Annotated in this window: 20 protein-coding genes and 4 pseudogenes; 12 read left to right on the top strand and 12 right to left on the bottom strand. The window is 70.7% G+C overall.

What is annotated here, in order from left to right; all coding sequences use genetic code 11:
• Window positions 1-42: 42 nt before the first annotated feature.
• Both ACX25U_RS20460 and ACX25U_RS20455 read left to right on the top strand, forming a co-directional pair.
• Window positions 43-726 carry a hypothetical protein gene (locus ACX25U_RS20460; protein ID WP_454382153.1) on the top strand — a complete coding sequence of 228 codons (684 nt, stop codon included), beginning with the start codon at window positions 43-45 and terminating at the stop codon, window positions 724-726.
• Window positions 723-1022: a hypothetical protein gene (locus ACX25U_RS20455; RefSeq protein ID WP_454382151.1), complete on the top strand. Its 300-nt coding sequence runs from the start codon at window positions 723-725 to the stop codon at window positions 1020-1022. The genes ACX25U_RS20460 and ACX25U_RS20455 overlap by 4 nt, the downstream gene beginning before the upstream one ends.
• A 112-nt stretch (window positions 1023-1134) precedes the next feature.
• Here the strand turns inward: ACX25U_RS20455 and ACX25U_RS20450 are convergent.
• The 6 genes and pseudogenes from ACX25U_RS20450 to ACX25U_RS20425 form a co-directional block, all read right to left on the bottom strand.
• Window positions 1135-1296 (bottom strand): annotated as a pseudogene (locus tag ACX25U_RS20450) (IS630 family transposase); the annotation flags it as partial.
• Window positions 1297-1625: 329 nt separating this feature from the next.
• Entirely contained in the window at window positions 1626-3161 is a 1536-nt protein-coding gene (locus tag ACX25U_RS20445) for a DUF4153 domain-containing protein (protein ID WP_454382149.1), read from the bottom strand.
• 528 nt (window positions 3162-3689) lie between these two features.
• Window positions 3690-3991, bottom strand: a pseudogene (locus ACX25U_RS20440) (tyrosine-type recombinase/integrase); the annotation flags it as partial.
• Between the two features lie 41 nt (window positions 3992-4032).
• Window positions 4033-4611: pseudogene (locus tag ACX25U_RS20435) on the bottom strand (bifunctional DNA primase/polymerase); the annotation flags it as partial.
• A gap of 93 nt (window positions 4612-4704) precedes the next feature.
• Window positions 4705-6165: an amino acid permease gene (locus ACX25U_RS20430; protein ID WP_454382147.1), complete on the bottom strand. Its 1461-nt coding sequence runs from the start codon at window positions 6163-6165 to the stop codon at window positions 4705-4707.
• A 394-nt stretch (window positions 6166-6559) separates the two neighbouring features.
• Entirely contained in the window at window positions 6560-8134 is a 1575-nt protein-coding gene (locus ACX25U_RS20425) for a PucR family transcriptional regulator (RefSeq protein WP_454394393.1), read from the bottom strand.
• Window positions 8135-9034: 900 nt separating this feature from the next.
• Here ACX25U_RS20425 and ACX25U_RS20420 point away from each other — a divergent pair.
• Window positions 9035-9604: a hypothetical protein gene (locus tag ACX25U_RS20420; RefSeq protein WP_458633777.1), complete on the top strand. Its 570-nt coding sequence runs from the start codon at window positions 9035-9037 to the stop codon at window positions 9602-9604.
• Window positions 9605-9843: 239 nt separating this feature from the next.
• Here the strand turns inward: ACX25U_RS20420 and ACX25U_RS20415 are convergent, their stop codons facing one another.
• Window positions 9844-9969: a hypothetical protein gene (locus ACX25U_RS20415; RefSeq protein ID WP_454382145.1), complete on the bottom strand. Its 126-nt coding sequence runs from the start codon at window positions 9967-9969 to the stop codon at window positions 9844-9846.
• Between the two features lie 451 nt (window positions 9970-10420).
• The gene (locus tag ACX25U_RS20410) at window positions 10421-11299 is read right to left on the bottom strand and encodes a universal stress protein (protein ID WP_454382144.1); all 879 of its coding nucleotides are present in this window, start codon (window positions 11297-11299) and stop codon (window positions 10421-10423) included.
• Window positions 11300-11576: 277 nt separating this feature from the next.
• Here ACX25U_RS20410 and ACX25U_RS20405 point away from each other — a divergent pair, with 277 nt between their 5' ends.
• Both ACX25U_RS20405 and ACX25U_RS20400 read left to right on the top strand, forming a co-directional pair.
• Window positions 11577-12197 carry a DUF2975 domain-containing protein gene (locus tag ACX25U_RS20405; protein WP_454382143.1) on the top strand — a complete coding sequence of 207 codons (621 nt, stop codon included), beginning with the start codon at window positions 11577-11579 and terminating at the stop codon, window positions 12195-12197.
• Window positions 12197-12421 carry a helix-turn-helix domain-containing protein gene (locus ACX25U_RS20400; protein WP_454382142.1) on the top strand — a complete coding sequence of 75 codons (225 nt, stop codon included), beginning with the start codon at window positions 12197-12199 and terminating at the stop codon, window positions 12419-12421. The genes ACX25U_RS20405 and ACX25U_RS20400 overlap by 1 nt, the downstream gene beginning before the upstream one ends.
• A 246-nt stretch (window positions 12422-12667) precedes the next feature.
• On the opposite strand, the gene ACX25U_RS20395 is transcribed toward ACX25U_RS20400, so the two are convergent.
• Window positions 12668-13609, bottom strand: coding sequence for an NAD-dependent epimerase/dehydratase family protein (locus ACX25U_RS20395; protein ID WP_454382141.1), 942 nt, complete (start codon window positions 13607-13609; stop codon window positions 12668-12670).
• A gap of 468 nt (window positions 13610-14077) precedes the next feature.
• On the opposite strand from ACX25U_RS20395, the gene ACX25U_RS20390 reads away from it, so the two are divergent.
• Both ACX25U_RS20390 and ACX25U_RS20385 read left to right on the top strand, forming a co-directional pair.
• Window positions 14078-14398: a GYD domain-containing protein gene (locus tag ACX25U_RS20390; RefSeq protein WP_454382140.1), complete on the top strand. Its 321-nt coding sequence runs from the start codon at window positions 14078-14080 to the stop codon at window positions 14396-14398.
• A 389-nt stretch (window positions 14399-14787) separates the two neighbouring features.
• Window positions 14788-15297 carry a glutathione peroxidase gene (locus ACX25U_RS20385; protein WP_454382139.1) on the top strand — a complete coding sequence of 170 codons (510 nt, stop codon included), beginning with the start codon at window positions 14788-14790 and terminating at the stop codon, window positions 15295-15297.
• 25 nt (window positions 15298-15322) lie between these two features.
• On the opposite strand, the gene ACX25U_RS20380 is transcribed toward ACX25U_RS20385, so the two are convergent.
• Together ACX25U_RS20380 and ACX25U_RS20375 are read right to left on the bottom strand one after the other, a co-directional pair.
• Entirely contained in the window at window positions 15323-17170 is a 1848-nt protein-coding gene (locus ACX25U_RS20380; protein ID WP_454382138.1) for an MFS transporter, read from the bottom strand.
• Window positions 17171-17336: 166 nt separating this feature from the next.
• Complete coding sequence (locus ACX25U_RS20375; RefSeq protein ID WP_454382137.1) at window positions 17337-19871, bottom strand: D-alanyl-D-alanine carboxypeptidase; 2535 nt, start codon at window positions 19869-19871, stop codon at window positions 17337-17339.
• Between the two features lie 247 nt (window positions 19872-20118).
• Here ACX25U_RS20375 and ACX25U_RS20370 point away from each other — a divergent pair, with 247 nt between their 5' ends.
• The 4 genes and pseudogenes from ACX25U_RS20370 (at window position 20119) to ACX25U_RS20355 (ending at window position 23843) form a co-directional block, all read left to right on the top strand.
• Window positions 20119-20877: a GOLPH3/VPS74 family protein gene (locus ACX25U_RS20370; protein ID WP_454382135.1), complete on the top strand. Its 759-nt coding sequence runs from the start codon at window positions 20119-20121 to the stop codon at window positions 20875-20877.
• A gap of 295 nt (window positions 20878-21172) precedes the next feature.
• Window positions 21173-22030 carry a helix-turn-helix domain-containing protein gene (locus tag ACX25U_RS20365; protein ID WP_454382133.1) on the top strand — a complete coding sequence of 286 codons (858 nt, stop codon included), beginning with the start codon at window positions 21173-21175 and terminating at the stop codon, window positions 22028-22030.
• A 182-nt stretch (window positions 22031-22212) separates the two neighbouring features.
• Entirely contained in the window at window positions 22213-22404 is a 192-nt protein-coding gene (locus tag ACX25U_RS20360; RefSeq protein ID WP_454382131.1) for a DUF397 domain-containing protein, read from the top strand.
• Window positions 22405-22640: 236 nt separating this feature from the next.
• Window positions 22641-23843 (top strand): annotated as a pseudogene (locus ACX25U_RS20355) (RNA-guided endonuclease InsQ/TnpB family protein).
• A gap of 357 nt (window positions 23844-24200) precedes the next feature.
• Here the strand turns inward: ACX25U_RS20355 and ACX25U_RS20350 are convergent.
• Window positions 24201-25079 carry a recombinase family protein gene (locus ACX25U_RS20350; protein WP_454382130.1) on the bottom strand — a complete coding sequence of 293 codons (879 nt, stop codon included), beginning with the start codon at window positions 25077-25079 and terminating at the stop codon, window positions 24201-24203.
• Between the two features lie 235 nt (window positions 25080-25314).
• Here ACX25U_RS20350 and ACX25U_RS20345 point away from each other — a divergent pair, with 235 nt between their 5' ends.
• The gene (locus ACX25U_RS20345) at window positions 25315-26547 is read left to right on the top strand and encodes a PP2C family protein-serine/threonine phosphatase (RefSeq protein WP_454382129.1); all 1233 of its coding nucleotides are present in this window, start codon (window positions 25315-25317) and stop codon (window positions 26545-26547) included.
• Window positions 26548-26570 lie beyond the last annotated feature (23 nt).

The raw sequence follows: 26570 nt of genomic DNA, 5'->3' as shown, positions 1-26570 counted from the left end.
CGTCGGCGCCCCGCGCGGCGAGCCAGGAAGGGTTGCGCACCGATGACCTCTCGCGAGGAACCCCAGGACACCCCGCCGCCGGCGGACGGCGGGACCGCGCACCTGCGGCGCTCGCCCCAAGACGCCCCGTCCGATGTCGCGCCGCAGGGCACGCCCCCGCGGGACGCGCCCCCGCAGGACGCGGCGCCGGGGGCGGCGCGGACCGCGGGCACGGGGCGGACGCCGGGGTCCCCGCAGGGCGGCGCGGCTCAGGGCGGCGCGCCCTGCGGGGACCCCGACGGGACGCTGCGGCTGCGGCCGAGTGCGGCTGTGACGCCGAAGGTCCCGCAGCCGACAGCCGTCCTCCGGGTGCCGGGCTCGCAGCCGTCTTCGGCGCGGCCCGGGGCCGGAACCCTGCCCGATCCCCGGCTCGGCGGCTTCACACTGCCCCAGCCGCCGACGAGGCCGTCCCGCCCGGCGGGGCCCCCTCCCGAAGCGTCCGCACCGGCCGCCCCCACGCCCGCCGCGGGCGGCGGCGTGCTGATCAGGTTCGGCCCCGGCGTGCCCGCCCCCAGGACCGCCCGAATCATCGCCGTCTGGCGGGGCGAGGCCCCCGGCCCGCGGGAGGCGGCCGGGTTCGGGCCGGGGAGGCAGCGGCGTTCCTGGCACTACCTGCTCACGCTGGCCGTCCTGCTCGCCGTCCTCGGATACCTGCTGTGGCAGCGGCTCGTCCCCCCCTCGTCGTGACCTCCGTCTCCGTCAGCAGCACACCCGCCGTGCTCGGCCGCGACGCCACCGAGACGCTGACCGTCACCGTCCGCACCAACGGCCACCCCGGCACCCTGCGCTACCACTGGGTGCGCAGCGATGGCACCGACAGCGGCCCGCTCACCCAGGACGTCGGCGCCGGGGTCCGCCAGGCGCAGCTGCCGCCGCGCTGGACCGTGCAGGGCCACGGCTCGCTGCACGGCACGGCCACGCTGAAGGTCACCGCGCCGGGCACCGCCCAGGCCGCCGCCGGATTCGACTACGCCTGCCCCTGACCGGGCAAGCGCCCGCCCCCCCGTCAGCGCGCGGTCCTGATCCTGCGTGAGGTGCTGTCCTGGTCGGCGGCCGAGACCGCCGAGCTGCTGGAGACGTCCGTCGCCCCCGTCAAGCGCGGCGCCGGCGCTGCACCGACCGCACACCGACCCGCGGCTGCTGCGCCACCAGTGCGGTGTCCTGCCCGGCCGCGAACATTCCCGCCGCTTCCAGCCGGAGCCCCTCACGGAAGGCGCGGCGCTCGGCGGTCGGACCACCACCTTGCGGATATCTCATGCTTCGGACATACCACGGCCATCGCCAGCCGTCGGCCCCGACGACATCACGCCCACGAACTCAGCAAAAGTCCGTCGGCTTCACCCTCGTGCGGATCGTGGACCTGCCGCCTCGCAGACCGGGAGCGCTCTTCCAGCGGCCGGCCGCTCTGAGCGTCCGACACGAGTGACGACGACGGTGCGTCCTGCGCCCGTCCCGTCCTGGCGGGGAGGCAGGGCAGTCCCCCGCAGGGGCAGAGCGGGTGATCCTGTGGCATCTGCTGCCGCTGCGGTCCCGGACACCGGGGCCGGTCGGCCGCCCGCCCGCCCCGGCGGAACGGGGCGTCCCGGTCAGCGGTAGTGCTCGATGCTCTCCCCGCTGCTGTCGCAGGTTCCCGGGTCGGTCGTCGCCGGCGGCCGTTCCTTGAGGATCCGCCGGGCGCGAACCTCTCCCCAACTGGTCTCGTACCAGGACGCCGTTGCCGGACCGAGCCCCTCCGCCAGGGGGCCGAGGACACAGGACCGCATGGGCTCTCTCAGTCTGTCCAGAGCCGGGACCGCGTCCGCCGAGAGGCCACGCGCGTAATCCAGGTCGAACTTGTGGGTCTTCTCGTACCGCCGCACGTTGTTCTCGGCGATCAGCCCGTCGGGAGAGGCCAGACCGAAGACGAGGGCCCCGGCAGCGGCCGACGCGGCGACGGCGCGGGGCAGCCAGCGTGCGCCCCGGACTCCGGCGGCCATGATCAGCAGGATGACCAGGCCGAGCCACAGCTCCACGGTCACGACGGAGATCCGCAGCCGCGTCAGCCCGTACGCCTCGACGTACATGTCCATGCGCCGTACCGCCGAAGCGACCACGACCAGGGTGAGTGCGCAAAGGGTGCCGAGGACTCCCCGCACCAGGTTCCGGTCACCGGGCCCGCCGCGCGGTGCCCAGCGCAGCGCGAAGACGATGACCAGGAGGGTGAGGAGCGTTGCGAGGAGGAGTTGCCAGAAGCCCTGCCGCGCGTACTCGGAATAGGTCTGGCCGGTCTTGTCCAGGACGGCCTTGTATCCGCCGAAGAGGACGGCGAGCTGGATGGCGTTGAAGACGGCGAACAGCACGCACAGCACGAGCAGGGGAAGCGCCCACTCGCCCCGGCCGCGGGCGCGGCCCGGGCCGGCCTTGAAGCTGTCCCACCGCAGAGGGGCGCCGGCGGTGTGCGCCGCCGCGAGGGCGCCGAAAAGCCCGAGGGCGAACAGCACCAGGCGCCAGGGGCCGTCGCCGACGGACGTGTCCGGGACCAGCCTGCTCAGCAGGTCGGCGAAGGCCGCGTCGGCCCCGGCGAACAGTGCGCCGAAGACGATGAGGAGCACGGCCGTCACGACAAGGGCTCGCAGCGCGGAACCCACCTTGCCGGAGGCGTTGCCGGCACGGGTGCGCACTCCTCGCCAGCCCCACACGGCGCCCTTGAACAACGAGTCGACCAGCCCAAAGGGGCTGAGGACGACGCCGGCCCAGGTCCGCGAGCCGTGGAGGGCGAGCGATGCGAGACCGATGGCGGTGACCACGGCGAGGAGGGAAGGCCACTGGGCGGCGCGGACCGCCGGAACCAGCAGGAGGGCGAGTCCTCCGATGCCCCAGGCGAGCGTCCAGGGGCGGGCTTGTACCCGGCCTGCCTGGCGCGCGGCGAGGTACGCCGTGAGCGCGGCCGGCAGGGCGACGAGGAACAGATTGACGCCCACACCGTCGTTGAGCAGCGCCATGCTGAGCACGCCGGTGGCGAGCGCCGCCCAGAGGACGGCGGTGCCCACGATGGAGGGCGGCTCGCGGCGCAGGTCGGTGAACCAGAGTTCATGGGTGTAGGCGCCCGCGTACACGGGGCTGAAGACTTCGCCGGGCCGCATGCCCGTCGTCGCGTGCGACCTGCCCGCTCCCACCCGCTGCGCCCCTCCCGTGTCCGCAGCCCCTCCCTCGGGTATTCGCCCTGACTGCCGGGACCGCTCAGGCGGTTCGGCGGGCACAGGTGTTTTCTCTGTCACGGGACCCCCTCCCAACCGGCCCCGGGACTCACGTACTCAGGTATGTCGAGCGGGCACCGGTGTCGCTTGCGAAGCCAGCCGCCATGATCGACAGGGCGGCGTGCCCGCAAGGGTAGCGGGACCGACGGGGACGTCCGCGCTCGCGCAGCTCCCGAAGGCATGGCGGATCCGGCGATCCGCCGTTCACCTTCGTGGCCGTCGCACGGCAGGCGCCGCGAGTGCGTCATGCCCCACCGAGCGGACCCGGTCCGCTGCACCACGCGGAATTCGTTCCCCTCCGGATCCGCAAGCGGGTGTCGCAGGTTCGAATCCTGCCGGGGGCACCAGGCACAACGGCCCGGGCCGATCATGGTCCGGGCCGTTGTGACGGCAGCAATTGACGGCAGTCGCCTCTCAGGCGGCGGGCAGACGGTGCTTGAGCAGCCGGTCCATGGGCTGATCGCCTCCCGCCGGGTGTCGTGCACGGCGTGCGTGTACACGTCCATCGTGATGCTGATCTGGCTGTGCCCCGGAATTTCCATGATGACCCGCGGCGCGACGCCGGCCGCCGTCAGCAGCGTGGCGCAGCCGTGCCGCGCGTCGTGCAGCCGGACCACTCTCAGCCCTGTATCGGCCGCGACCCGCGTGAAGGACCGGTGGACGTTCCGCGGCTCGACCGGCCGGCCGTTCCGCGTGGCGAAGACGTAGCCGGTCTCGGATCAGGCGATGCCCGTGCGCGCGAATGCCTCGCGATCGAGGGGGCCCGGGACGACTTGGGGGCCGGTTGCAGGATGGTTTTGCAGCCATGCGGGCAGTGCGGCCGTCTCAGGGGTGCTCAGCGCTTCGTACGGTCCGGCGGGGCGACGCTGCCGGCGGCGACGTAGCCGCCCCACGCGCGGGTGTCGACCGAATCGGCCACGGTGCCCGCCGTGTTGGCGAGCCGGACGCCGTCGGGGGCGGTGAAGTGCAGGTGCTGTCCGCCGCTCGCGGTCCGGGTCCGCAGGTGGTGGGGACGGCGTGCCCGGCGCGCTCGCAGAGCGCCGCGAAGGCCGCCACGCCGCAAGGCGCGTCCGAACTGCCCTTGTCCTTCGGCACGTCCAGGTCGACCACCACGAGCCCCGGCGGGCCGGTGGTGATACCGACGTTGAACGGCGCCCGCGACCAGGCGGCGCGGATGCGGTCCGGGTCGGTGGTCGCGCGCTGCTCCCGCTTGCGGTGCCCGCGCGCGCGGGCCGGTGCGGGTGCAGGTCTTCTCTCCGTGCAGGGCGGGCCGCTTCGTACCGGGTCGCAGGAGGAAGGCGTGCCGCCCTTCGCCGCTGCGCGCGGCTCCGCTCATCGGCGCCCGCGCGCAGCCCCACACCCGGGACGGTGACGGCTCCCCGCCGAGGACGGCGGGGAGCCCGGAACGCCGTGTGGCGGTCCGCGGCGGCTACTGGGGCGCGACCGCGTCCTCGGTGCTTTTCGGGCGCACCCGCTCCCGGATCAACGAGACCGCGATCACCAGCGCGGCCACGAGCACGGAGAGCAGCACCTGGCTCCGCCCGCCGCCCTCCTTGCCGTCGGTGAGCATGTAGAGGAGTACGAACGTGATCATCGCGATCGTCACCCACGTCAGATACGGGAACAGCCACATCCGGACGACGAGCTTCTCCGGGTTCTCGCGCAGGATGATGCCCCGCATCCGCAGTTGCGAGAAGCAGATGACCAGCCACACGAAGAGCGCGACCGCGCCCGAGGAGTTCAGCAGGAACTGGAACACCGTGTCCGGCCACAGGTAGTTGAAGGCGACCGCCACGAAGCCGAAGGCCACGGAAGCCAGGATCGCGGCCTGCGGGACACCTCGCGCGTTCGTCCGTACGAAAGCCTGCGGGGCGTCGCCGCGTTCTCCCAGGGAGAAGGCCATCCGGGAGGCGGTGTAGAGGCCGGAGTTGAGACAGGACAGCACGGCGGTCAGCACGATGAAGTTCATGATCTCGCCCGCGTGCGGGATGCCGATCGAGTCGAGGGCCGCGACGTATGAACCCTTCTCGGCGATCGCGGAGTCGTTCCACGGCAGCAGGGAGACCACGACGAGGATCGAGCCGACGTAGAAGACGCCCACCCGCCAGATCACGCTTCGGGTGGCCTTGGCGACCGCCCGCCGCGCGTCCGGGGACTCACCGGCGGCGAGGGTGACGATCTCGCTGCCCATGAAGGAGAAGACGACCAGCAGGATGCCGGTGAGGATCGCGCCGGGCCCGTTCGGCAGGAAGCCGCCGTGCTCGGTGAGGTTGGCGAAACCTGTCGCGGCGTTGTCGGAGCCGGGCAGCACACCGAAGATCGCCAGGCCGCCGAGGAGTATGAAGCCCGAGATGGCGACGACCTTGATGCCGGCGAACCAGAACTCGAACTCGCCGAAGGAACCGACGGAGACCAGGTTCGTGGCGGTGAGGACCACCATGACGATCAGTGCCCAGGCCCACTGCGGTACGGACGGCACCCACCCTTCCAGGATCACGGCGCCCGCGGTCGCCTCCACGGCGAGCACGACGACCCAGAAGAACCAGTACAGCCAGCCGATCGAGAATCCGGCCCAGCGGCCCAGCGCCCGGTCCGCGTAGGCGGAGAAGGAGCCGGAGGTCGGGTTGGCCGCGGCCATCTCGCCGAGCATCCGCATCACGAAGACAACCAGGGCTCCGACCAAGGCGTACGACAGCAGGATGCCGGGGCCGACGGCGGCGATACCGGAGGCGGAGCCCACGAAGAGGCCGGCGCCGATCACACCACCGATGGCGATCATGGACAGATGGCGGTTCTTGAGGCCGGCCTTCAGGCCTGCCTGCTCCGTGAGATGACCACTGGTGGGCGGAGTGGTGGCAGTGGGCAGCGAATCAGGGGGACGTGTAGTCATGTCGACATCCATTGAGTCGTTGGGGGTGCCGTGCGGGGAGTGGCTGCCCGGTTCGCCGGATCGCCTCGGTGGGGGGACGAGTGGGGGGACGAGCGGGCTCCCGGGCATGCTCAGAAGGGGCGGTCAGGGCGCTGACGGTTCCCGAAAGCGTTCACGGTGCGGTTCGCGGTATGCGGATGCCGTACTGGTGATGTGGTTCGTCACCGCACGTCCGCGTTCCGCTCCGTCTCCTCGTGGGAGGTGGGCCGCATCACTTGCGGAAGTGGATTTGCGCAAGCGTAGGGGCGATCTTGGGGCTACGTGTTTGTGAAGGATGAACAAACTCGCCCTCGATGGCTGTACGACTGGCCAATGCGGAAACGGCCAATGCGGAAACAGCCGGTGCGGAACCGGTTCAGTCGGCGGGCGGCAGCCGCAGCTGGAGCATGGCGAGCAGACGCTGGTCAGGACGGCTCAACTCGAGACCGGTCAGCTCCTCGGCCCGGCGAATGCGGTAGCGCAGCGTGTTGGGGTGCACATGCAGCTGGGCGGCGGCGGCCCGTACGTCACCCAAGGAGTTCAGGTAGGTCAGAACGGTCTCGGCCAACCGGCCCTGGTGCCGGCTGTCGTGCGCGACGAGGGCGGTCAGTCGTGGGTCCCGTATCTCGGGGTGGGTGGAAAGCAGCGTCAGCACTTCGCTGATCAGTACTTCCGCCTGGATGTCCGGCAGCGCGGCGACCTCGGTGGGTACATCGGCCCCCAGCATGGCGTCGAGGATGCGGTCGGCCTCCCGGCGTGACTTGGGGACGTCCCGGAGCCCGGACACCACGCAACCGACCGAGCCACGCAGTGGCAGGCCCAGGTGGCGGCGTGCGGCGTCGGTGATCTCCTGACCCCAGCCGCGCAGCGTGTCCATGTCGATGCTGCGCGGCAACTGGGGCAGGAGCACGTAAATGCGGGGGTCGACCTGCGTGACCAGTGCGCTGCGGTGCCGGGCCGCGATGTGCACGGAGACCAGGTTGGTGGCTTCGGTATGGGTCAGCTCCGGTGCGGCGACGACCTCCGTGGTTCCGTACGAGAAGCCCAGGACGGCGGCCGGGCGGGTCGCGTCGAATCCCAGGTGGGTGGCGAGCGGCTGTGGCCCGGTGTTCCCCTCCAGAAGCCCGGCCAGCAGGGTCCGGGTGAGCGTCAGGCCCTCCGAGAGTTCCCGGCGGCGGCGCACCAGGTGGAGCGCGGCGACCCGGGCGGCACCCAGCAGTGCCTGGTCCGAGCGTTCGGACAGCGGCGTCGAGCCCTCCTGCACCCAGATGGTCCCCAGTTGCCGGTCCCCGGACCGGATGGCCACCGCGAGCCGGCGGCGGATCCCCAGCTCGGGGTGGCTGTCGATACTGATCACCTCGTCGCTGGAGTGCAGGTGCTGGAACACGCCCCACTCACGCAGCGTCGCCAGATACGCCTCCGGTCCCTGCCAGCCGAGGATGGAGCGCCGCCGCAGGTCGTCGATCTCGTCGGAATCGGTGGAGCGTGAGTACGCCAGCACCCGGTTGGCAGCGTCCTCGATGCTGACGATGCCGCTGGTGAGGATGGCGGTGGTCTGGGCGAGCGAGAACAGGTCGCCCTCCTCGGCCCCTTCGCCGGGGTGGCCCGGCAGCGCGTCGTCGAGGGCGGCGCGGGCCAACGCGTTCACCTGTTCCCAGCGTGCTTCGCCGCGCAACGAGAGCAGGGCGACCCCGGCCTCGACGGCGGTCTCGCTGAGGGCCGCGGCCTGGCCGGGGCCATCCAGTTTGACCACGACGCCGACGGCTCCGTCGCGCCCGGCGGCCCGCAGCGCGGGATAAGCAGCTCGGCCACGGGCACCGATGACGAGAACCAGCTCGCCCGGCTGAGTGGTCGGGGGGTCCTCGGGATCGAGCAGGGCGACGCCGCGGATCTCGACGTCCAAGCCGGCGGGAGCGGCCTGCACCTCCACCAGCGAATCACCCAGGGCCATCAGCAACTCGCGCAGGCTGATGCTCGCTGTGGGCGGAGGTACCGCGGCCGGATCGATGATCGTCGCCTCTGCTGGGGGCCATGCCGGAGCCCTGATGCTATCCGTCCGGCGACAGGGACCGCACTGGGGCTTTCGCGGACTGCGGCACGTGCGACGGCACGACGCCTTCCATCCGGAGTGGGGCCCGCAGGGCTCGGTCGCCGCTTACCGCACCCGTCCGGCACTCACCGTGCTCGTGGGCGGAAGCGGCGCAGGGTTGCATCGGTGCGCCTTGGCCGGGCACGCCATGCGTGGGCGATGCGTGCGCGGATGCCCGGGCAGCAGCCGTCACAAGCCGGATCAAGAATCATGCCGGGCACCTCTGACCTGCACGGACAGCAGTACCCGACATGAACGAACACCACCCGGCAAGGATTCGATCCCACTCCTGAAGCGGATGTCGCAGGTTCGAATCCTGCCGGGGGCACCAGTGGAAACACCCCGGACCGATCATGGTCCGGGGCGTTTGGCATCTTCCTTGACCAGCACGGGCAACAGTTGTCGTCGTCGGCTGGTGTCCGTGAGCCGGTACCGCCGTCCTGACACCCAAGGGCAGAACGAACCTGGGAGGGGCCGTCAAGGACGACCACCCCGCAAAAGAGCGCCCGACGGCCTGCGCCAACCCCCGGTGCGACGGCGGAGCGGTTCCCGACCCGCACTCGACCGCCCCGGACGACGTGACGCTGTGCACCTGGCGAGGTGCAGATGTTTCGTCGGTATGCGGTGAGTGCCGCGTTTTCCCCTGGCTGGACTCATGATGTCACGCCTTGGACATGTCCGAAATGACAGTTACCAGGGCTGTCGTTACGTTCATCGCAGGTCGGTCGCCCGGCCGACGTCCGTGAGACAGAGAGAAGTGACATGCCCACGCGCACATTTGCTGTGGCCGCTGCCGGCGTAGGCGCGGCGGTCCTTGCAGCCACCGGTATCACCTACGCCTCGACCTCCGGATCCGCCCCGGCGTCCCCGTCTGTTCACCAGCCGGCCGCATCTGTCCAACGGGCGGCCCAGCCCGTCCAACGGGCGGCCCAGCCCGTCCGACAAGCCGCCCCTGCCGCAGCTCCCTCGGGCCGCGACAGCGCAGGCGGAGAGAAGGGTGAGGGCCGCGACCGCGAGGGCGGCGGACGCGGCTACGGCCATAAGGAAGAGGGGAGGATCTACTTCAACGAACGTGTGTACTCCGCCTCCGCCGAGGGCTGCGTCACTGCGGCCAGCGGACTGGGCTCCAGCAGCTTCAATGTTTTCAATGACAGCCGGAAGACCGTCGAGGTCTTCCGTGGCTTCACCTGTGACAACGGCGCTCCGGTCGCCACCGTGGGTCCCCACGGCGCCACCAATGGCGTTGTGACCCGTACCGTCCACGGAAGCCTGTTCGGTGACGATGGCGTCGTGGGCAGCTTCCGGGTGCTCGGCGACCACGACGAGTGGTGACAGCGCCGCCCGGAGCACAGGAAGGATCCCGGCCCGCCGTAATCGGGCCGGCGTTCCCGGCGTCGTGGGTGTACGCGGGGCCGCGGCGCACACCTGCGGACCATCACACCAGGTGAGAGGTACTCGGACCCGAGACCGAGCGCCCAGCCGAGTTGCTTCGGGACGAAGAGGCCGGGGGCTCAAGGCTCGCCGAGCCGGCAGGCGTGATGCCGGCTGAGCCGGTCCGGCGCCTGCCGAGGTCAGGCCAGGGCGGGCATGAAGCCGCCGCGGGCGACGCCCGAGGACAGCAGGGCAGGCCAGTCGAGTGCCTCGGGTAGGTGGTCCAAGGACAGGACGACTGCTCCGCCGGCCTGTTCTGCATCCACGCACCAGTCGGCCATACCGCTCGGTGCCGCACCACCGTCGGCCCCGCCGAGCACCGGCGCAGCGAGAGCGGGGACGACGAGCCCGTGTTCCCCAGGTCCGTCCCCCGACACACAGGGTGGGTCGGGGGACGATGCTCCAACCCAACCACTGTCAAACGACAGCAGTTCAAACCCTCGCACAGGGGCACCGCACCGTCAGGCGCGGTCAGGAGCGGCAGGGCATCGTGGACGGGCGCGTCGGCCGGCAGGAGCACGGGCGATCATCGCACTGCTGAAACGTTACAGGGCGCAGAAGCGGTAGGTGCCGCCGAGCAGTGGACGACGAGGGCGCGCACCGCAGGCGCACCGGACCGAGCGCCACCGGGCGCCGCGGGGGCGCTGGTCGTCGAAGTCCCTTCGGGCGTCCACGGCGGCCGTACGGCCCGGGTCACCCCCGGCCGTACGGCCCGGGTCACCCCTTGCCGCGGACCACGGCGACGGGACAGTGCGCGTGGTGCAGCAGGGCCTGGCTGACGGAGCCGAGCAGGAGGCCCGTGAAGCCGCCGCGGCCGCGGGCACCGGTCACCAGCAGCTGTGCGTCCCGGCCGGCCTCGATCAGGGCCGGACGGACCCGGGAACGCACCAGGCGCCGCTCCACGGTGACCCCGGGATAGCGCGCCTGCCAGGGAGCCACCGTCTCGTCCAGCAGCCGCTGCTCCTCCTCCCGGAGCCGCTCGATGTCGACCACCATGTTCAGGGGGTCGCCAGGAGCCTCGTAGGCCCCCTCGCTCCACGTGTTCCACACGTGGAGCGCCACCAGGTCCGCACCGCGCAACGACGCCTCGGCGAAGGCGAATTCGACGGCCGCCTCGCCCGCCGGTGAACCGTCCACCGCGAGCAGTACGGGACCGGTCGGGTCCGGCCTGCCGCGCACCACCAGCACCGGGCAGCGGCCGTGGGCGGCGAGGTGCACCGCGGTGGAACCGAGCAGCAGGCTGCCGAACGCGCCCAGTCCACGGCTGCCGACCACGGCGAGCGAGGCGGTGCGCGACTCGATCTCCAGCACCATCAACGGCTCGCCGACGGTGACCTCGCGCGTGATCTCCACGCCCGGCGCGGCGGCACGCGCCCGCTGCTCGGCCTCGGCCAGTGTGCCGTCCACCAGTTCGCGCACTCCCGCCGCGTTCGGGTTCCACGGGGGCATACCGGGTGGGACATGCAGCGACGGCCGTCCGAAGGCGTGCACCAGCCGCAGTCCGACTCCGCGCAGCGCGGCCTCGTGCGCCGCGATCTCCACCGCGTCCAGGCTCGAAGGCGAGCCGTCCACTCCCACGACCACCGGGTTTGCCATGAGACACCCTTCTTCCGTCCGCCGCGGATCGAATCCGGCCAAGGGCGGCCGGGCCATGGATCACGGTAGACATTGGATCACAGCAGCACCTTGACCTGCTCCTCGGGCCGAAGCCCGGGGATTCCGGCCTCCCGCGGCTTCCTGCTTCATCGCGGTCGGCCGGCCGCCGGCCCGCTTCGAGACGAACGGCGGCCTGCAACCGCCTTCTTGACTCCCGCTTATCGTTTTCCGATACTATCGAAAAACGATAAGCGTGCTGCGAACAGCAAGGGGAGTCATGGGTGCGAAGTCCTGGTGGAGCCGGACCGACAGTCGGCTGCTGGAGGCAGCTCTGGGCCTGGCCACTCTGCTGGTCGGTGTCTTCGGGATGCTGCTCCCGGTCCTCGGGGTGGTCGGCCTCGTCGACCCGGTGGACACCCGTGAGGTCGAGGCCGAGACCGCGACCCGGGTACCGGGCACCGTGACCGACGCGGTGGCGGGCCACGGCATGGCTCTCACCGGTACTCACCAGGCCGACCTCGTCTTCGCCGACCCCGACCTGGACCAGCGCCTGTTGCTCGCCCTGCCGGAGTTCATCGGCAGCCTGTTCCTGCTCCTCATCCTGGTCCTCCTCCTGCGGATGGCCAGGACCCTGCGCGGCGGCGACGTCTTCGTACCGGAGAACGCCCGGCGCCTGAGCGTCATAGGGCTCACGGTGCTGGTGCAGGGCGTCCTCTCCCCGATGCTGCTGTCGAGCACCACGCAGGCGCTGGTGAGCGGCACCCCCATGGCCGACCGGATCCCCTTCTCGGCCACCTTCACCGGCGAGTACGTCCTGCTCGCCTTCCTCGTCCTGGCCCTGGGTGAGGTCTTCCGGCGCGGTACGAAGCTACGCGCCGACACCGAGGGGCTGGTCTGATGCCGCCGGAGGAGGGACACCGCGTTCAGGTCCACCTGGACCGGCTGCTGGCCGACCGCGGCATGACCCTGTCCGAACTGGCGGCCAGGGTCGGGGTGACGGTCGTCAACCTCTCCGTCCTGAAGAACGGCCGGGCGAAGGCGATCCGCTTCTCCACCCTCACCGCGATCTGCCGCGAACTGAACTGCCGGCCCGGCGACCTGCTGAGCATCCGCGAGGACTGACATCCCCGGCCACTGGTGTGGCCGGGGTTCGCCCTCGACCACCGCATCCACCGGCGGGGCGTCGAAATCCGGGACGGATGGCGGGACCTGCGCCCCTGCATCGACCGCAGTGCCAACGGCGTCGGTGGAGCGGGCCCGGGGCGAGCCAGGAGTCCCGGCAGGCCACCCCCACGATCACGACGTCGTCACGCCGCGCACCCGCTGAACCCGCTGAACCCGCTGTGGAATCCTTCCCCGCCACGGATGTCACCCGGTGGTGGCCAACCGCTCACGCCACCAGTCCACGGTCGCCTTGATCTGCTCGTCGAGGGACGTGGCTCGTACCGCGAACTCGGCCTCGTAAGCGCTGGAGTCGACGACAAACGGGCGGTCGAACTGATAACGGACTTCCTTCAGTTCGCGGATCAGCGGGGAGAAGACCGACGCGACACCCAGTACGGCGGGCGGCAGCCTGCGCACCGCCACCGGCCCCGTTCTCGCCTCGGCGGCAAGGCGGTCCACCATCTTGCGGGTGGACAGCGCGGGCTCCGTCGGGATGTGCCAGGGCCGTCCCCAGGCCCGCTCCTCGCCCGCGACCTCGACCAGGGCCCTGGCCACGTCGGGGACATAGCTCCAGCTGTGCGGGGTGTCCGGATCCCCGAGCGTGGAGACCGGCTTGCCGCGCAGCAGTCGCGGCACGACCCGCGCGGCCAGGTGCCCGCCGTCGGTCACGCCGGGCCCGAAGAAGTCCGAGGCCCGTACCTCGACCGCCCTGACACGACCCTGCTCGTGCAGTTTCCGCGCCTGCTCCCAGACGGCGGCGCGCGCCCGCCCCTTGGGGCCGGTCGCCGCGAGCGGAAGCTGCTCCGTCATGGGGCCGTCCACCGGACCGTAGCCGTAGAGGTTGCCCAGCATGACCAGAACGGCCCCGGTCGCCTCGGCCGCCGCGCAGACCGACGAGGCCAGCGGCGGCCATTCACTCACCCAGCGGTGGTAGGGCGGCGCGGCACAGCTGTGGATCGCGGCCGCGCCCCGCGCGGCGTCGATCAGCCGCTCGCTGTCCGCCGCGTCCAGTGCGACGTGCTCGATCCCGGGCTCCGGGCTCCGGCCCGACCTGGTGACGACCCGTACCGAATGCCCCTGCTCGGCCAGCAGCCGGGCAGTGGCCGCCCCGACGGGTCCAAAACCCACAACGACATGAAGGCTCACACTCGCACACTAGCGCGAGTGCGTGTTGCTGTTGTGTCAGGTAGGTGCCACCCGGCGCCGCTCCCAGGCGCCGGTCGGCGCGGTGACCGGGTCCGGGTCGGCGGGAGCGCACGGCCACCAGTCGCCGTCCTCCTGGGCGTACGGGTACCAGCGGCCGTCGGGACCGTGGCGCAGCTGGATGCCGGTGTCGCCGAGGGTGAGGCGGGCGAGTTCCAGGGGGCGCAGGCCGGTGCCGAGTTGCGGTCCGTGCCGGAGGTGAGGATCCCTCCGGCACGCCGTTCGGCCGCCCGTCCCACGACGCCCGGCCGAACGGCAGAGCCACCACCGCGTCTCCTTGTACCGCTGTGATCAGCGGAAAGCTGATTTCAGCTTCGAACGAGTGAATCCAGTCGTTCGGTGACTGGCGGCCGGCGTGACAGCGGGAAGGCCATTCTGCGTACCGACAAGCGATGGGCAGGGAGCGTCCCCATGCCGAAGTTCCTCATCCAGGCCACCTACACGCCCGAAGGCACGAAGGGCCTGCTCAAGGAAGGCGCGAGTGGCCGCCGCGCCGCCGTCGAGCAGGTCGTCACCGGTCTCGGCGGGAAGGTCGAGGCCATGTACTTCGCCTTCGGCGAGGACGACATCGTGCTCATCGTCGACTTCCCCGACCCGGTCTCCATGGCCGCCGTCAGTCTCACCGTCAAGGCCAGCGGCGCCCTCCGCACCCGGGCCACCCCCCTCCTCACCCTCGACGAGATCGACGAGGCCACCCGCCGGCAGGCGACCTTCCGCGCGCCCGGCATGTGAACCACAGGGTGAGTGAAGCGGTCGCACTCGTGCTCACCGGCAGGGTCACGGTTCCGCTTGCAGCCCTGGGAACAGGGCCCGGGTGCGGTGGGGATCGGGGGTGGCGAAGACCCCGTCAGCTGTGACCAGGTGCGTGTGGAAGCGCCGTACGGCCTAGCACTCGCCAGTGGGCACGCGGTGCGGGCGCACGGGTGGTGGATTGGCCCGGCCGGGACGTCGACGTGGCCACCGAGAGCCCGGTCTGGAGGAACACGGCCGGCGGGTGTGGGCGGCAGGCCGGGCGGGTCGGTGCTGTACTCGCGGTCGGGGGCGGGGCAGGCCCTCGTCGAGGCGGCCTCAGGGGCCGGTGCCGGGATGGTTCCGTCACCCGGCACGGCTAGCATCCGGGCATGACCACTGCAGACAACAACGGCGCCTCTCCGCTCGACGTGGAGATCGGTGCCCTCCAGGGCGGTTCCGCGGAGCTCGGGCAGTACGCCGGGCGGGCCGTACTCATCGTGAACGTGGCGTCCAAGTGCGGGCTCACCCCGCAGTACGCCGGCCTCGAAAAGCTGCACGAGCGGTACGCGGGACAGGGCTTCACCGTGCTCGGGGTGCCGTGCAACCAGTTCATGGGCCAGGAGCCGGGCAGTGCCGAGGAGATCGCCGAGTTCTGCTCGGCGACGTACGGCGTCACCTTTCCGATGACCGAGAAGGTCGAGGTCAACGGGGAAGGGCGGCATGCGCTCTACGAGCGTCTGGTCGGCTTCGCCGATGCCGAGGGGCACAGCGGGGACATCCGCTGGAACTTCGAGAAGTTCCTGGTCGGGCGGGAAGGGACGGTCGTCGCCCGGTTCTCGCCGCAGACCGAGCCGGAGGCCGCCGAGCTGGTCGCGGCCGTCGAGGCGCAGCTCGCCTGAGGCCGGCGCCCACGACGGCGGACGGTCACTTCAGCTCGTCCGGGCACGGTGTGCCCCGCGGCAGCTGGTACGGCGACGCCAGTCGGTACGTGCCCGCCTCCGGTGCGAGCAGCATCGTCCACTTGTCGCCCTTGGCGTCCTGTTCCGTCTCCATCAGGCAGCCGTTGACGTTGTCGTACGTCTTCGGCTCGCCCTTGGCGCGGTGCTTGGAGGCGTTCGTCTCCTGGGGCGGCTTGAGGCTCTTGCCGTTGTCGTCGACGAGGCTGAGCCAGGGCGAGTAGGGGACGCGGACGAGGATGCGGCCCGGCTTGTGCACCTGGAGGGCCATCTCGCCCTGCTCGGCGCGGATCACGACCGCGTCGGGCTCGGCGAGCGGCGTGGGGTCGGTGACCTTGAACAGCTGCCAGTTGGCGTCGCCCCAGATCTGCTTCAGGTACGGCATGCCCTGCTGCACGAGGGCGCGTTCCTTTTCGCCGCCGTCGCCGTCCGGGTCGTCCTTGGGCAGGACCACGTAGTGCACGGCCCAGCGCTGGAGCCACTCGTGGTAGTTCGCCGAGTTGAGCGTGTCGTCGTAGAAGAGCGGGTTGCGCTGCATGTCGGCCTGGCGGTTCCAGCCGCGGGCGAGGTTGACGTACGGCGCCAGCGCGGAGGCCTCGCGGTGGGAGCGGGCCGGCACCACCTCGACGCGGCCCTTCTCCGCGCCGACCTGCTGCAGCTGGTTGACGAGGGGGGCCAGTTCGCGCGCCCAGGAGGCGGCGGGGGTGGTGTGGACGATGTCGTCGACCGACTTGAAGCCGATCCAGCCGACGAAGCCGAGGAGGGCCAGCACGGTCGCGTACCACTTGCGCGAGCGCGGGACCGCGTACGGCAGCGCCGCCACCAGCGTCACCCCGGCGAACAGCATCGCCAGCCGGGTGATGTTGGAGCCGATCTGGGAGCTGATCAGCCACACCAGTACGACCCCCAGGCCGTAGACCGCCGACGTGATCCGGACCGTCTTCCACTCGCGGGGGACGAGGACGGCGGCGAGGACCGCGTAGAGCAGGGGCAGGACCACCGAGGCGAACGCCATCGGCTGGGTGCCGGAGAAGGGGAACATCCAGGCCGAGACGGCCACCACCGCGGTCGGGCCGAGGCCCAGCGCCCAGGCGCCCGGGTGGCGCTTCTGCAGGAACAGCGCGACCGCGATCAGGCCGACGAACAGGCCCGCCACGGGCGAGGACATGGTGGCGAGCGCGGCCAGCGGGGCCGCGACCAGCGCCTTCGCCCAGCGTTTGTAGCGCCAGCGGTGCGGCCAGCAGAACACGGCCGCGACCGCGCCCAGCGCGAACATCGTGCCCAGGCCGAACGTCACCCGGCCCGACAGCGCGTTGCACAGCAGCCCGAAGACGCCGGCCAGCGCGGCCCAGAGGGGGTTTTTGACCGCGCGGCTGCGGATGAGGACCATCGTCAGCAGGCCCGCGGAGACCGTGCCGGCGATCATCATCGTCGTACGGACGCCGAGGACCGACATCAGATACGGCGAGACCACGCTGTACGACACCGGGTGCATGCCGCCGTACCAGGCGAGGTTGTACGCCGAGTCCGGGTGCCGGCCGACGAACTCGGCCCAGGCGTCCTGCGCCGCGAGGTCGCCGCCACTGTTCGCGAAAGTGAAGAACCAGGCGATGTGGAGCAGGCCGGCCAGGGCGGTGACGGACAGGGCGGGGTGCCGCAGCATCCGCTCCCGGACGGCCATGACGGCGGCCCGGGTGCGGGAGCGGTGACCGTTCGCGCGGTCGCTCTCCGTGTCAGTCGTGGACACGCCTATTCGCGGGCCGTCGCCCGGGCCCCGATCGGCGTCGTCGGCGTGTGTCGGCTCCGCTGTGGCCACCTGAAGGCACTCCCCGTGTCCCGTCCTCTTGTTCGCCGGCCGCGTCCCGCGACCGGCGACGTGCCCGATTCGTGACGCTAGCACGCAGCCCGTCCGGGCAGCCCCCGGGTGGGGCTGCCCGGACGGGCTGCGCGGGTTGCGGCGACGGCGCCGGGTGACGCGCGGGTCAGCCGATGCGTGTCAGCTTGTCCGTGAGGCCCGGCTCGGCGAGGTCCTTCTGCAGGGCGACGGGTACCTGTACGGCACCGTCCGCGCCGTCACCGACGGTGAGCGTGCCCACCTCGTCGCCGGCCTTCCCGATGGACGGTACGTCCTTGGCGACGACGGACAGCCTCACCTTCAGGCCGGCCCAGCCGACCGCGGTGACGTCCTTGGTGACGACGATCGGGGTGTGGCCGCCGAGCTGGTCGTCGACGTACCCGACGACGTCGCCCTTCTTCAGGATCTTCGCCGAGGTCGGCACGTCCCGCGCGGCGAGCAGCGCGGTCCTGCTGACCGCGTTGACCGTGTCGAGGATCGACGGCTTGTGCTGGCCGAGGATCGCGCCGACGATGGTCACCGTCTGGTCGCCGACCTTCTTGCGGGCGGCGAAGAGCAGGTTGCCGCCGGCCTTGGTGGTGGAGCCGGTCTTGATGCCGATCGCGCCGATGGTGTACGGCAGTTCGTTGTAGTTGCTCCAGGTGCGGCCCGAGGGGTCCTGCCAGCTGGCCGCGCTGGTGATGGCCACCATGGCCGGGATCCTCATGGCCGCGTTGCCGAGTTTCACCTGGTCCTCGGCGGTGGAGACGGTGGTCTCCTTCAGACCGGAGGGGTCGGTGTACGTTGTGTTGGCCATGCCAAGCTCCTTGGCGGTGGCGTTCATCTTCTTGACGAACGACTCCTCGGAGCCCGCGTCCCAACGGGCCAGCAGGCGCGCGATGTTGTTCGCTGAGGGGATCATGACCGCGGACAGGGCCTGCTTCTCGGTGAGGAAGTCGCCGGCCTTCACGGTGTTGAGCGTGGACTCGTTCTGCTGGTCGTAACCGCCCTCCTTCTCCGCCGTCGGGTCGACCTCGATCTTCGGACCTTCCTGACCCGGCTTCAGCGGGTGGTCGCGCAGGATGATGTACGCGGTCATGGTCTTGGCGACCGAGCCGATGGCGACCGGCTTCTGCTCTCCGAAGTGGTCCATCGTGCCGATGCCGTCCACGTCCATCCAGCCCTGGCCCTCGCTCGGCCAGGGCAGCTTCACCTGGTCGCCGTCGAAGGTGTGGGTGTCCTTCACGGTGAGTGCGAGGGTGGGGGCCGGCAGCGGGCGTACGGCCTGCACGACCGCAAAGACGATCACGAGGAGTACGACCAGCGGGGTCCAGATCTTGACCCGGCGCACCGCGGTGCGCAGCGGGGTCTCCGGGGGCGGCGGGGTGTTCGTCAGTTCGGCCAGCAGGTCCAGCGGCGGCTTGGGCGGCAGCGGCTGCTGGGTGGTCCGCTCGGGGCCGACCTGCGGGACGGCGGTCGTGGCGTCCGCGGGGGCCTTGGGCAGCGCGGTGGTCTCGCCCGCGGGCGCGGCCGGCTTCGCGGGCTTCGGCTTACGGGTCTCCGGGACGTCGAGCGGCCTGAGCGCGACGAACTTGCTGGTGCGCTCGGCGTCGGACTCGGGGACGTGCGCGTCTTGCTTCTCCTTGCCCTCCTTGTTCCCCTCGTTCCCCTTGTTCCCCTTGTCCTGCTTTCTGTCGCCGCCCAGCTTGAGCATGGTGGTGGGCTGGTCGACCCGGGGCTTGGCCGCACCGCCGACCTTGAGCATGGTGGTGGGCTGGTCCACGGGCGGCTTGCCGTCGGGCTTCCGGTCGTCGGCCGGCCCCTGCGGGTCGCCGTCGCCACGGGGGGTCTTCGACCTCGGCTCCGTGGCGGGGCCGGACTTCGGTGCGTCGTCGGCTGCTTCGGCGTCGGCGTCCTCAGCATCGGCGTCGGCAGCCGCCGGGGCGGTGTCCCGGGCGGTCCCGTCACGCTCGGCGTCGTCGGCCTCCGCCACGTCCTCGGCGTCCTTCGTCCCGTCGGCGCCGTCGGCCTTCGGACCTGCCGGGCTCTCCTCGGCGTCCTCGGCGTCCTCGGTGTCCTCGGGGTCCGCCTCGCGCAGGCGTACTTCACCCGGGGCGTCGTCCTCGTCGTCGGAGTCCGAGTCCGAGTCCCGCGACACTTCCCCGGCCTTCCCGGCCGCGGCGCCCTCTTCGGCCTCACCGGCCTTGCGGTTGCCGGCCTCAGCCCTGCCGCTCTTGGCCGCCGCCTCCGCCTCGCCGGCCTTCTCCGCCTCGCCGGCGTCCTCAGGCCGGCCGTCGGCGGCCTCCGCGTCGTCCTTCGCGCCGTCAGTCCTCTCCGGCTGGGCGGCCCTTCCCGGCTTCCCCGCCGTCCCGGCGTCCCGGCCTCCCTGGCCCTTCTCGGACGCCTGGGCACCCCTGCCGCCCCCGACACCCCCGCCGTCCGCCGCCAAGTCCCGCACCGAAAGCACCCGCGTGGCCGTATCGACGCCCCCGCACCTCTCGGAGGCACCGGAGTCCTCGGACGCGCCCGGCGCCCCCGAATCACCCGTCAGCGAAAGCCGCGGGTCGCGGACCTCACTCCTGGCCTCGGGAACCGGATCCGCGCTCCCCGACGTCGGTTGTGCCGACGACTCGCGCTGCTTCGACCTGTCGGGGGACTCGCCCGCCACCGATGCCTCCTCCATGCGCCGCACGCCCCGCGCGCGGCTACCGAACCGTGAACCACGACCTGAACCGCCACCCGGACGAAGCAGCCGTCCCACGCGGCCGTACCGCTGTCCGAACCATGTACCAGTGTCCTGTGTGCGGGCCAAACCCAAGCGGAAGACGAGAACGACATACCTGCCGGTTCCCTCACGAACCGGTCACGCACCCTCGACAGACCAATGTGAGAGGGGTCACCCTGTCATTCATCCACGCGGGGAGGCATGGATGGGCAGGAGCCGCAGAACACTTCCGGAGGAGCTTCTGCTGCTGGCACTGGACCCGGCCACGGGTACCACTGCGCAGCCGCAGTCGCTCGACCTCGGTCTGGCCGGAGCACAGCTAGTGGAGCTGGCGCTGGCCGGACGGATAGCCCCAGACGGGGATCGTATCGCCGTGGTGGTGCCACGGCCGACAGGAGATCCAACTCTGGACTGCGCGTTGGAGTTGCTGCGAAGGCGCGGCGCTCCGGTACGGGCCGTCCACTGGATCGGCGGACCCCGCCTCGGGCTTCGTCAGACCTACCTCTCGCATCTGGAGCGGTGCGGCATGGTCGCCGCCGTGCCCGGCCAGATGTGCGGGGTGCTGCCGACGACTCGTTACCAGGCGACGGACACCGCCATCAGCCGGGAGATCAGGGCCCGGCTGGACTCCGCGATCCGCACCGGCGTGCCGCCGGACCCGCGGACGGCGGCGCTCGCCGCGCTGGCGCACGCGGTCGGTCTGGGCAAGCACCTGTATCCGGGCAACGAGGGACGGTCCTCACGGTCCCGGCTCAGGGACCTGATCCGGCACGACCCCATGGGCGGACTCGTGGCGCACGCCGTGATGGACGTCCAGAACGGCGTGGCCGCCCAGCCGCGCCGCGGTCCGGGATCGGCAGGCCGTCAGACCGGTGCGCGAGCCAAGTCCGCCGCGGAGCCGGCCCGTGGCGTACCGATGCAGCCACGACGCGACTCCATGGCCGGCCGTGCGGTAGTGCACTGAGCCCAGCCCCACGGCTCCACGGCGTGGTCACGGCGAGGGGCAAGGGCCCACCCACGACGCCCTGCCCGACGCGCCGGCCGCGAGAGAGCCGTAGGGGCGCGCCGGTGTCGGGGCGGCAGGGGTCCCCCTGCCGCCCCGACACCGGCTGAAAGCGCACCGCAGGCGAACAAGCCGTCCAACCCGCGGCCGTCAACCCGCATATCCGGAGTTTTCCAGCGGTAGAAAGCACCTTGGTGGCAGTCTGCTCAACAGCAGATACGCAAAGTAGAGGCATGCGGCCGGAGGTGCACGTCCCGTGGCGTCCAATGTCAATCCCACTGTCAGGCGGCGTCGGTTGGGCCAGGAGCTGCGCAGACTTCGCGAACTCAAGGGCATGACGGCCGAAGAGGTGGCCGAGAGACTGCTGGTGTCGCAGTCGAAGATCAGCCGCCTGGAGAACGGCCGGCGCAGCATCAGCCAGCGCGACGTGCGCGATCTGTGCGGGGTCTACGAGGTGGAGGACCACCGGGTCGTCGAGTCGCTGATGCAGATGGCCAAGGACTCGCGTCAGCAAGGCTGGTGGCACTCCTTCGGCGACATCCCCTACAGCGTCTACATCGGTCTGGAGACGGACGCGGCGAGCCTGAGGATCTACGACCCTCAGGTCGTCCCCGGTCTGTTGCAGACCCGCCAGTACGCGGAGGCGCTGATCGCCGGTGCCCTGCCGGAAACCGCGCCCGCCGACGTCGAGAAGCGCGTCCAGGTCCGGATGCGCCGGCAGGAACGAATCTCCGCCGCCGAGAACCCGTTGCGCCTGTGGACGGTCCTGGACGAGGCCGCGTTGCGCCGGGCGGTCGGCAACCGGTCCCTGATGCGGGACCAGTTGGAGCACCTGGTCGAGCAGTCCCGGCTGCCGCACGTGACCGTGCAGGTCATCCCCTTCGACATGGGCGCCCACCCGGGCCTCAACGGCCAGTACGCCATCCTGGAGTTCCCGGACACGGCCGACTCCAGCGTGGTCTACATCGAGGGCGTCACCAGTGACCTGTACCTGGAGAAGGCGAACGACGTGCAGAAGTACAGCGTGATGTACGAGCACTTGCGGGCGCAGGCGCTGAACGTGGAGCAGTCGCGGCAGTTCATCGCCGAGATCGCGAAGGACTACGAGCGCTGAACGTCTTCGGCGGGAAGCTGCTGCAGCCTACACTTCACCGCATCAAGGCAGAAGCCCCACCGGAATATGCCATCCGTAAGGGTGAATAGCCGCGTCGGATGCCGAGAGTGGCGAGTAGCGTCGATCACGCCATCGAGCAAGAGCGTTGGCGCAAACCACTCCACTGGCAATCCGGAGCAAAAATGGCAATTCGTCAGGGCGTCGTCCAGACGTGGACCAAGTCCTCGTACTCCACGGGCAACGGCGCATGCGTCGAGGTCAAGTCACCGGTGGTCGCGGCCATGGCGGTCCGGGACTCCAAGGTTCCCGAGGGCCCGGTGCTGGGCTTCCCCGCCGACGCGTGGAACACCTTCGTGGCGTCGATCAAGGCCTAGGGACCGAGGCCCGAGGTCGGCAGCCGAGACAAGCACCCTCCCGAGAGCCCCCTCGACCAGCCCGCCGTCCTTGCCGAGGGGGCTCCGCTTGTGCCCAGGGCCTGACCCCCTCCGGTGAAGTGTGCCTCCCAACAGCAGAGCAGGGAGGGGGAAAGCCGGTTCGCCGTCAGAGCGGACCGGCACTCGCTCTCAATGGGCGATCCTTGAAAACAAGTTGAGGTAGTAGAGGATGAGCTGTGGGGAGCGTGCAGGTGAAGCGGGCGTTCAAGTACCGCTTCTGTCCGACCGATGCGCAGGCAGCGGAGCTGTCGCGCACGTTCGGCTGCGTGCGCAAGGTCTACAACCTGACGCTGGCGGCCCGTACCGAGGCGTGGACGCTGCGGGCCGAACGGGTCAACTACAACGCCATCTCGGCGATGCTCACGGCGTGAAAGAAGACCGAGGAGCTCGCCTACCTCAACGACGTCTCCTCCGTCCCGCTCCAGCAGGCCCTGCGCCACCTGCAGGCGGCGTTCACGAACTTCTTCGGCAAGCGGGCGAAGTACCCGCGGTTCAAGTCGAAGAAGAAGTCCCGCAAGAGTGCCGAGTACACCACCAGCGCGTTCCGGTTCACTGGCGGCCGGCTGACCCTGGCCAAGATGGCGGAGCCGCTGGACATCGTCTGGTCGCGTCCCCTCCCCGAGGGTGCGCAGCCGTCCACGGTGACCGTCTCCCAGGACGCGGCCGGCCGCTGGTTCGTCTCCCCGCTGGTGGAAGACCCCGGCATCACGCCGCTCCCCGGCAACAGGAAGGCGGTGGGCGTGGACGCCGGCCTGGACCACCTACTGGCCCTGCCGACCGGAGAGAAGATCACCAATCCCCGGCACGAGCGGCACGACCGCGCATGCCTGGCCAAGGCCCAACGGGAACTGTCCCGCAAAGCGCCGGGCGACGGGGCGAACCGGGCCAAGGCCCGCCGCAAGGTGGCGCGAATCCATGCACGCATCGCCGACAGGCGACGCGACACCCTGCACAAGCTCACCACTCGGCTCGTTCGTGAGAACCAAACGATCGTGATCGAGGACCTCACCGTCCGGAACCTGCTCAAGAACGGCACGCTCGCCCGCGCCATCAGCGACGCGGCACGGTCGCAGTTCCGCGACCTGCTGGAGTACAAGGCCCGCTGGTACGGGCGCGACGTGATCGCGGTCGACCGCTGGTTCCCCTCCTCCAAGCTGTGCTCGCACTGCGGAACCCTGCAGGACAGGATGCCGCTCAACGTCCGCACCTGGACGTGCGACGGCTGCGGCACCACCCACGACCGCGACGTGAACGCGGCGCACAACCTTCTGGCCGCCGGGCCGGCGGTGTCGGCCTGTGGAGCCGGTGTAAGACCTCAACGAAGAACTCCGGGCAGGCAGTCGGCGATGAAGCAGGAAACCCCACGGCGCAAGCTGTAGGACCCCCTCCTTCAGAAGGGGGAAGAAGTCGACAAGCTCTTCGAGTACGTCGGGCCGACGGCATGCTCGCACAGGCCCAGCGCTACATGGCCACGCGCAGCGCCCGTCAGGTGCTCCTCTGACGCGAACTCCATCGCCGCCGTCTTCACCTGGGACATGGCGCCGGTGACGGCTCGCGATCATCGAGCAGGTCAACACGGGTGGGGCGGAAGCGGCGACTCCGCAGTGGCCGCAGCGGTCCCGGCCCTGGCGAGCACAGGCAACAACGTGGTATGGACGCAGTCGTCGTAGGGGTGTGACCCAGATACGCGTCAAAGGGGCAATGAGTTGATCTTGAAGCCCTGACGGCGTCCGGGCTCACTCGGCGCTCTCGGCGTCCTCGGCGAGGATGCGATAAACGGTGGCGACCGAGGGCCGCTTGCCCTGGTTCTTGCCTGAGGTGATGACCAACTTGCGGGCGATCTCGGGAACGGGGACCCCGTTGGCCCGCAGAGATCGCGCGTAGACGGCCATGTCGTCGTCGACGACCTTGGGCCTGCCGCCGTGCCGGCCGCGCTCGCGGGCGGATGCCTGGCCTTCGAGGGACTTCTCCCGGATGTACTCGCGCTCGGACTCGGCCATGCCGGCGAAGAACGCGAACAGGGCGGCGCCGTGCCCGGACGGGTCGTAGACCCCTTGGAGGGGGCCGGTGAGGAGTTCGAGCTGGATGTCGTGGTGGCGCAGGTCCTCGGCGATGGTCAGCAGCTCGGCGGCGCCGCGGCCCAGGCGCTTCATCTCGTGAACGGTGAAGATCACCCGCTGGTGAGGGACGGCCTTCTTGATGGTGCGGGCGAAGTCCATCGCCTTGACGAACTCCGGCCGGACCTTGACCCGGGTGCTGATCTTCTCCGAGAAGACCGGGTCACACCCGGCCTCCTGAAGCGCGTCGAGCTGGCTCTGGAGCTCCTGCTGGGCGGTACTGCAACGGGCGTAGCCCACCCTCGTGGGCTTCGTCGCGGCCTCCGGCACGGCGGCGTCGATGGCCGGGCCCAGCTCCCAGGGGCGGCCGGGGCCGCGGTCGGCGGGGGTGCGGACTTCGAGCTCGGCGCGGAGCTGGGGGACGAGCATGAAGCGCGGGGTGTGGTACTTCGGGGCGCCCTTGCCGCCGCGGGTGCGGCAGGTGCTTCCGGCGGGCACCTCACAGGTGGGGCAGTCGAACTGTTCGACGGCGGCGGCCGGTCCGGCGAGCTCTGGCACGTCGCAGAACCTATCGCGCGGGGCATTGTGCGAAAGCTGTTCTGCGAGAGGTTGTGAGAACGAAGATCAGGGACAAACCGGACACGGTCCGGTGGAGGTCCGCGGTCTCTCAGAACTACTCATTTCTGCGAACGCACAACGTGACCACCTTCACTTACTGTGACTGGTCACAAATTGACGCTCACCGTTGTGGTTCCCAGGCTGGTATGAGGGGCCGGCGAAAGGGATCGTGGTCGTGAGTGGTGGGCAGAGTGAACTTCCCCGGCTGCTGACGGCAGCGGAGACGGCCGCGCCGGTGGAGGCAGTCGACGTGGTCGCCGAGGACCTGCGGCGGCGTCTCGAGGCCACGAATGTCTCCTTCCTTATCGTGGACCTGACAGGGAAGGCAGTGGCGCGGCTGTCCACCACTGATGCTGCGGAGGGTGGGCGGGAAGCGGAGCGGATCCCCATGCTCGGCAGTGTCTATGAGCAGGTGATCCGTACCCAGCGGCTGTACCAGGAGGAGGCCGGCCGGGGACAGCGGGTGATCGTGCCGGTCACCAACCGGGGGGATGCCATCGGACTGCTGGAACTGCTCCTTCCGGCCGCCCCCGGCGAGGACGTCCTCGATGCGGTCAGGGAAGCCGCCCACGTCCTGGCCTATATCGTGATCGCCAACGGGCGCTTCACCGACCTCTACATCTGGGGCAAACGCTCCCGGCCCCCCACCTTGGCAGCAGAGATCCAGTACCAGCTACTGCCCTCGTCACTGTCGTGCGAGGCTGCACAGTTCAGCCTGTGCGGGAGCCTGGAGCCCTCCGAGAACCTCAGCGGTGACACCTTCGACTACACCCTGGACCGCGACACCCTGCATGTCTCGGTGACCGACCCCATGGGCCACGACATCGACTCTGCCTTGGCCGCCACGGTCCTGGTGAGCGCCCTGCGCGGCGCCCGCCGCGCAGGAGCCGACCTGGCCGAGCAGGCCCACCGGGCCGACCAGGCACTGATCGACCACGGCCACGGCCACGCCACCGGGCAGCTGCTGCGCATCAACCTCCACACCGGGCAGGCCCAGCTCGTCAACGCCGGCCATCCCTGGCCACTGCGCATACGTGAGGGGGCCGCGGAGGCGATCACCTGCGAGGTGGACCATCCCTTCGGGCTGTCCGAGCTCGCGCCCCACCCCTACCGCGTTCAGGACCTCGATCTGCGCCCCGGTGACCGTCTGCTCATGTTCACCGACGGCATGCTCGAACGTCATGGGGAGAAAGTCGACCTGCCCGCCCTGCTGGAGCGCACCCGGGACCTGCACCCGCGGGAGGCCGCGCTGATGCTGACGTCCGCGGTACGGGACGCCGCCGACGGCCAGCTGGAGGACGATGCCACCGTGATGTGCCTGGACTGGCACGGCCCCCAGGAGACCCAACGGCACGTCAGCTCCGGCGCGGACACCCAACTGGCCTCAGCCGGCCGCGCAAAGCAGTAGCCGTGACCAGGGCGCTTTCCTGG

The sequence above is a fragment of the Streptomyces sp. JNUCC 63 genome (genome assembly GCF_054366325.1).
Note: the sequence above shows the minus strand (reverse complement) of the source record. Positions and strands in the feature narration are given on the sequence as shown.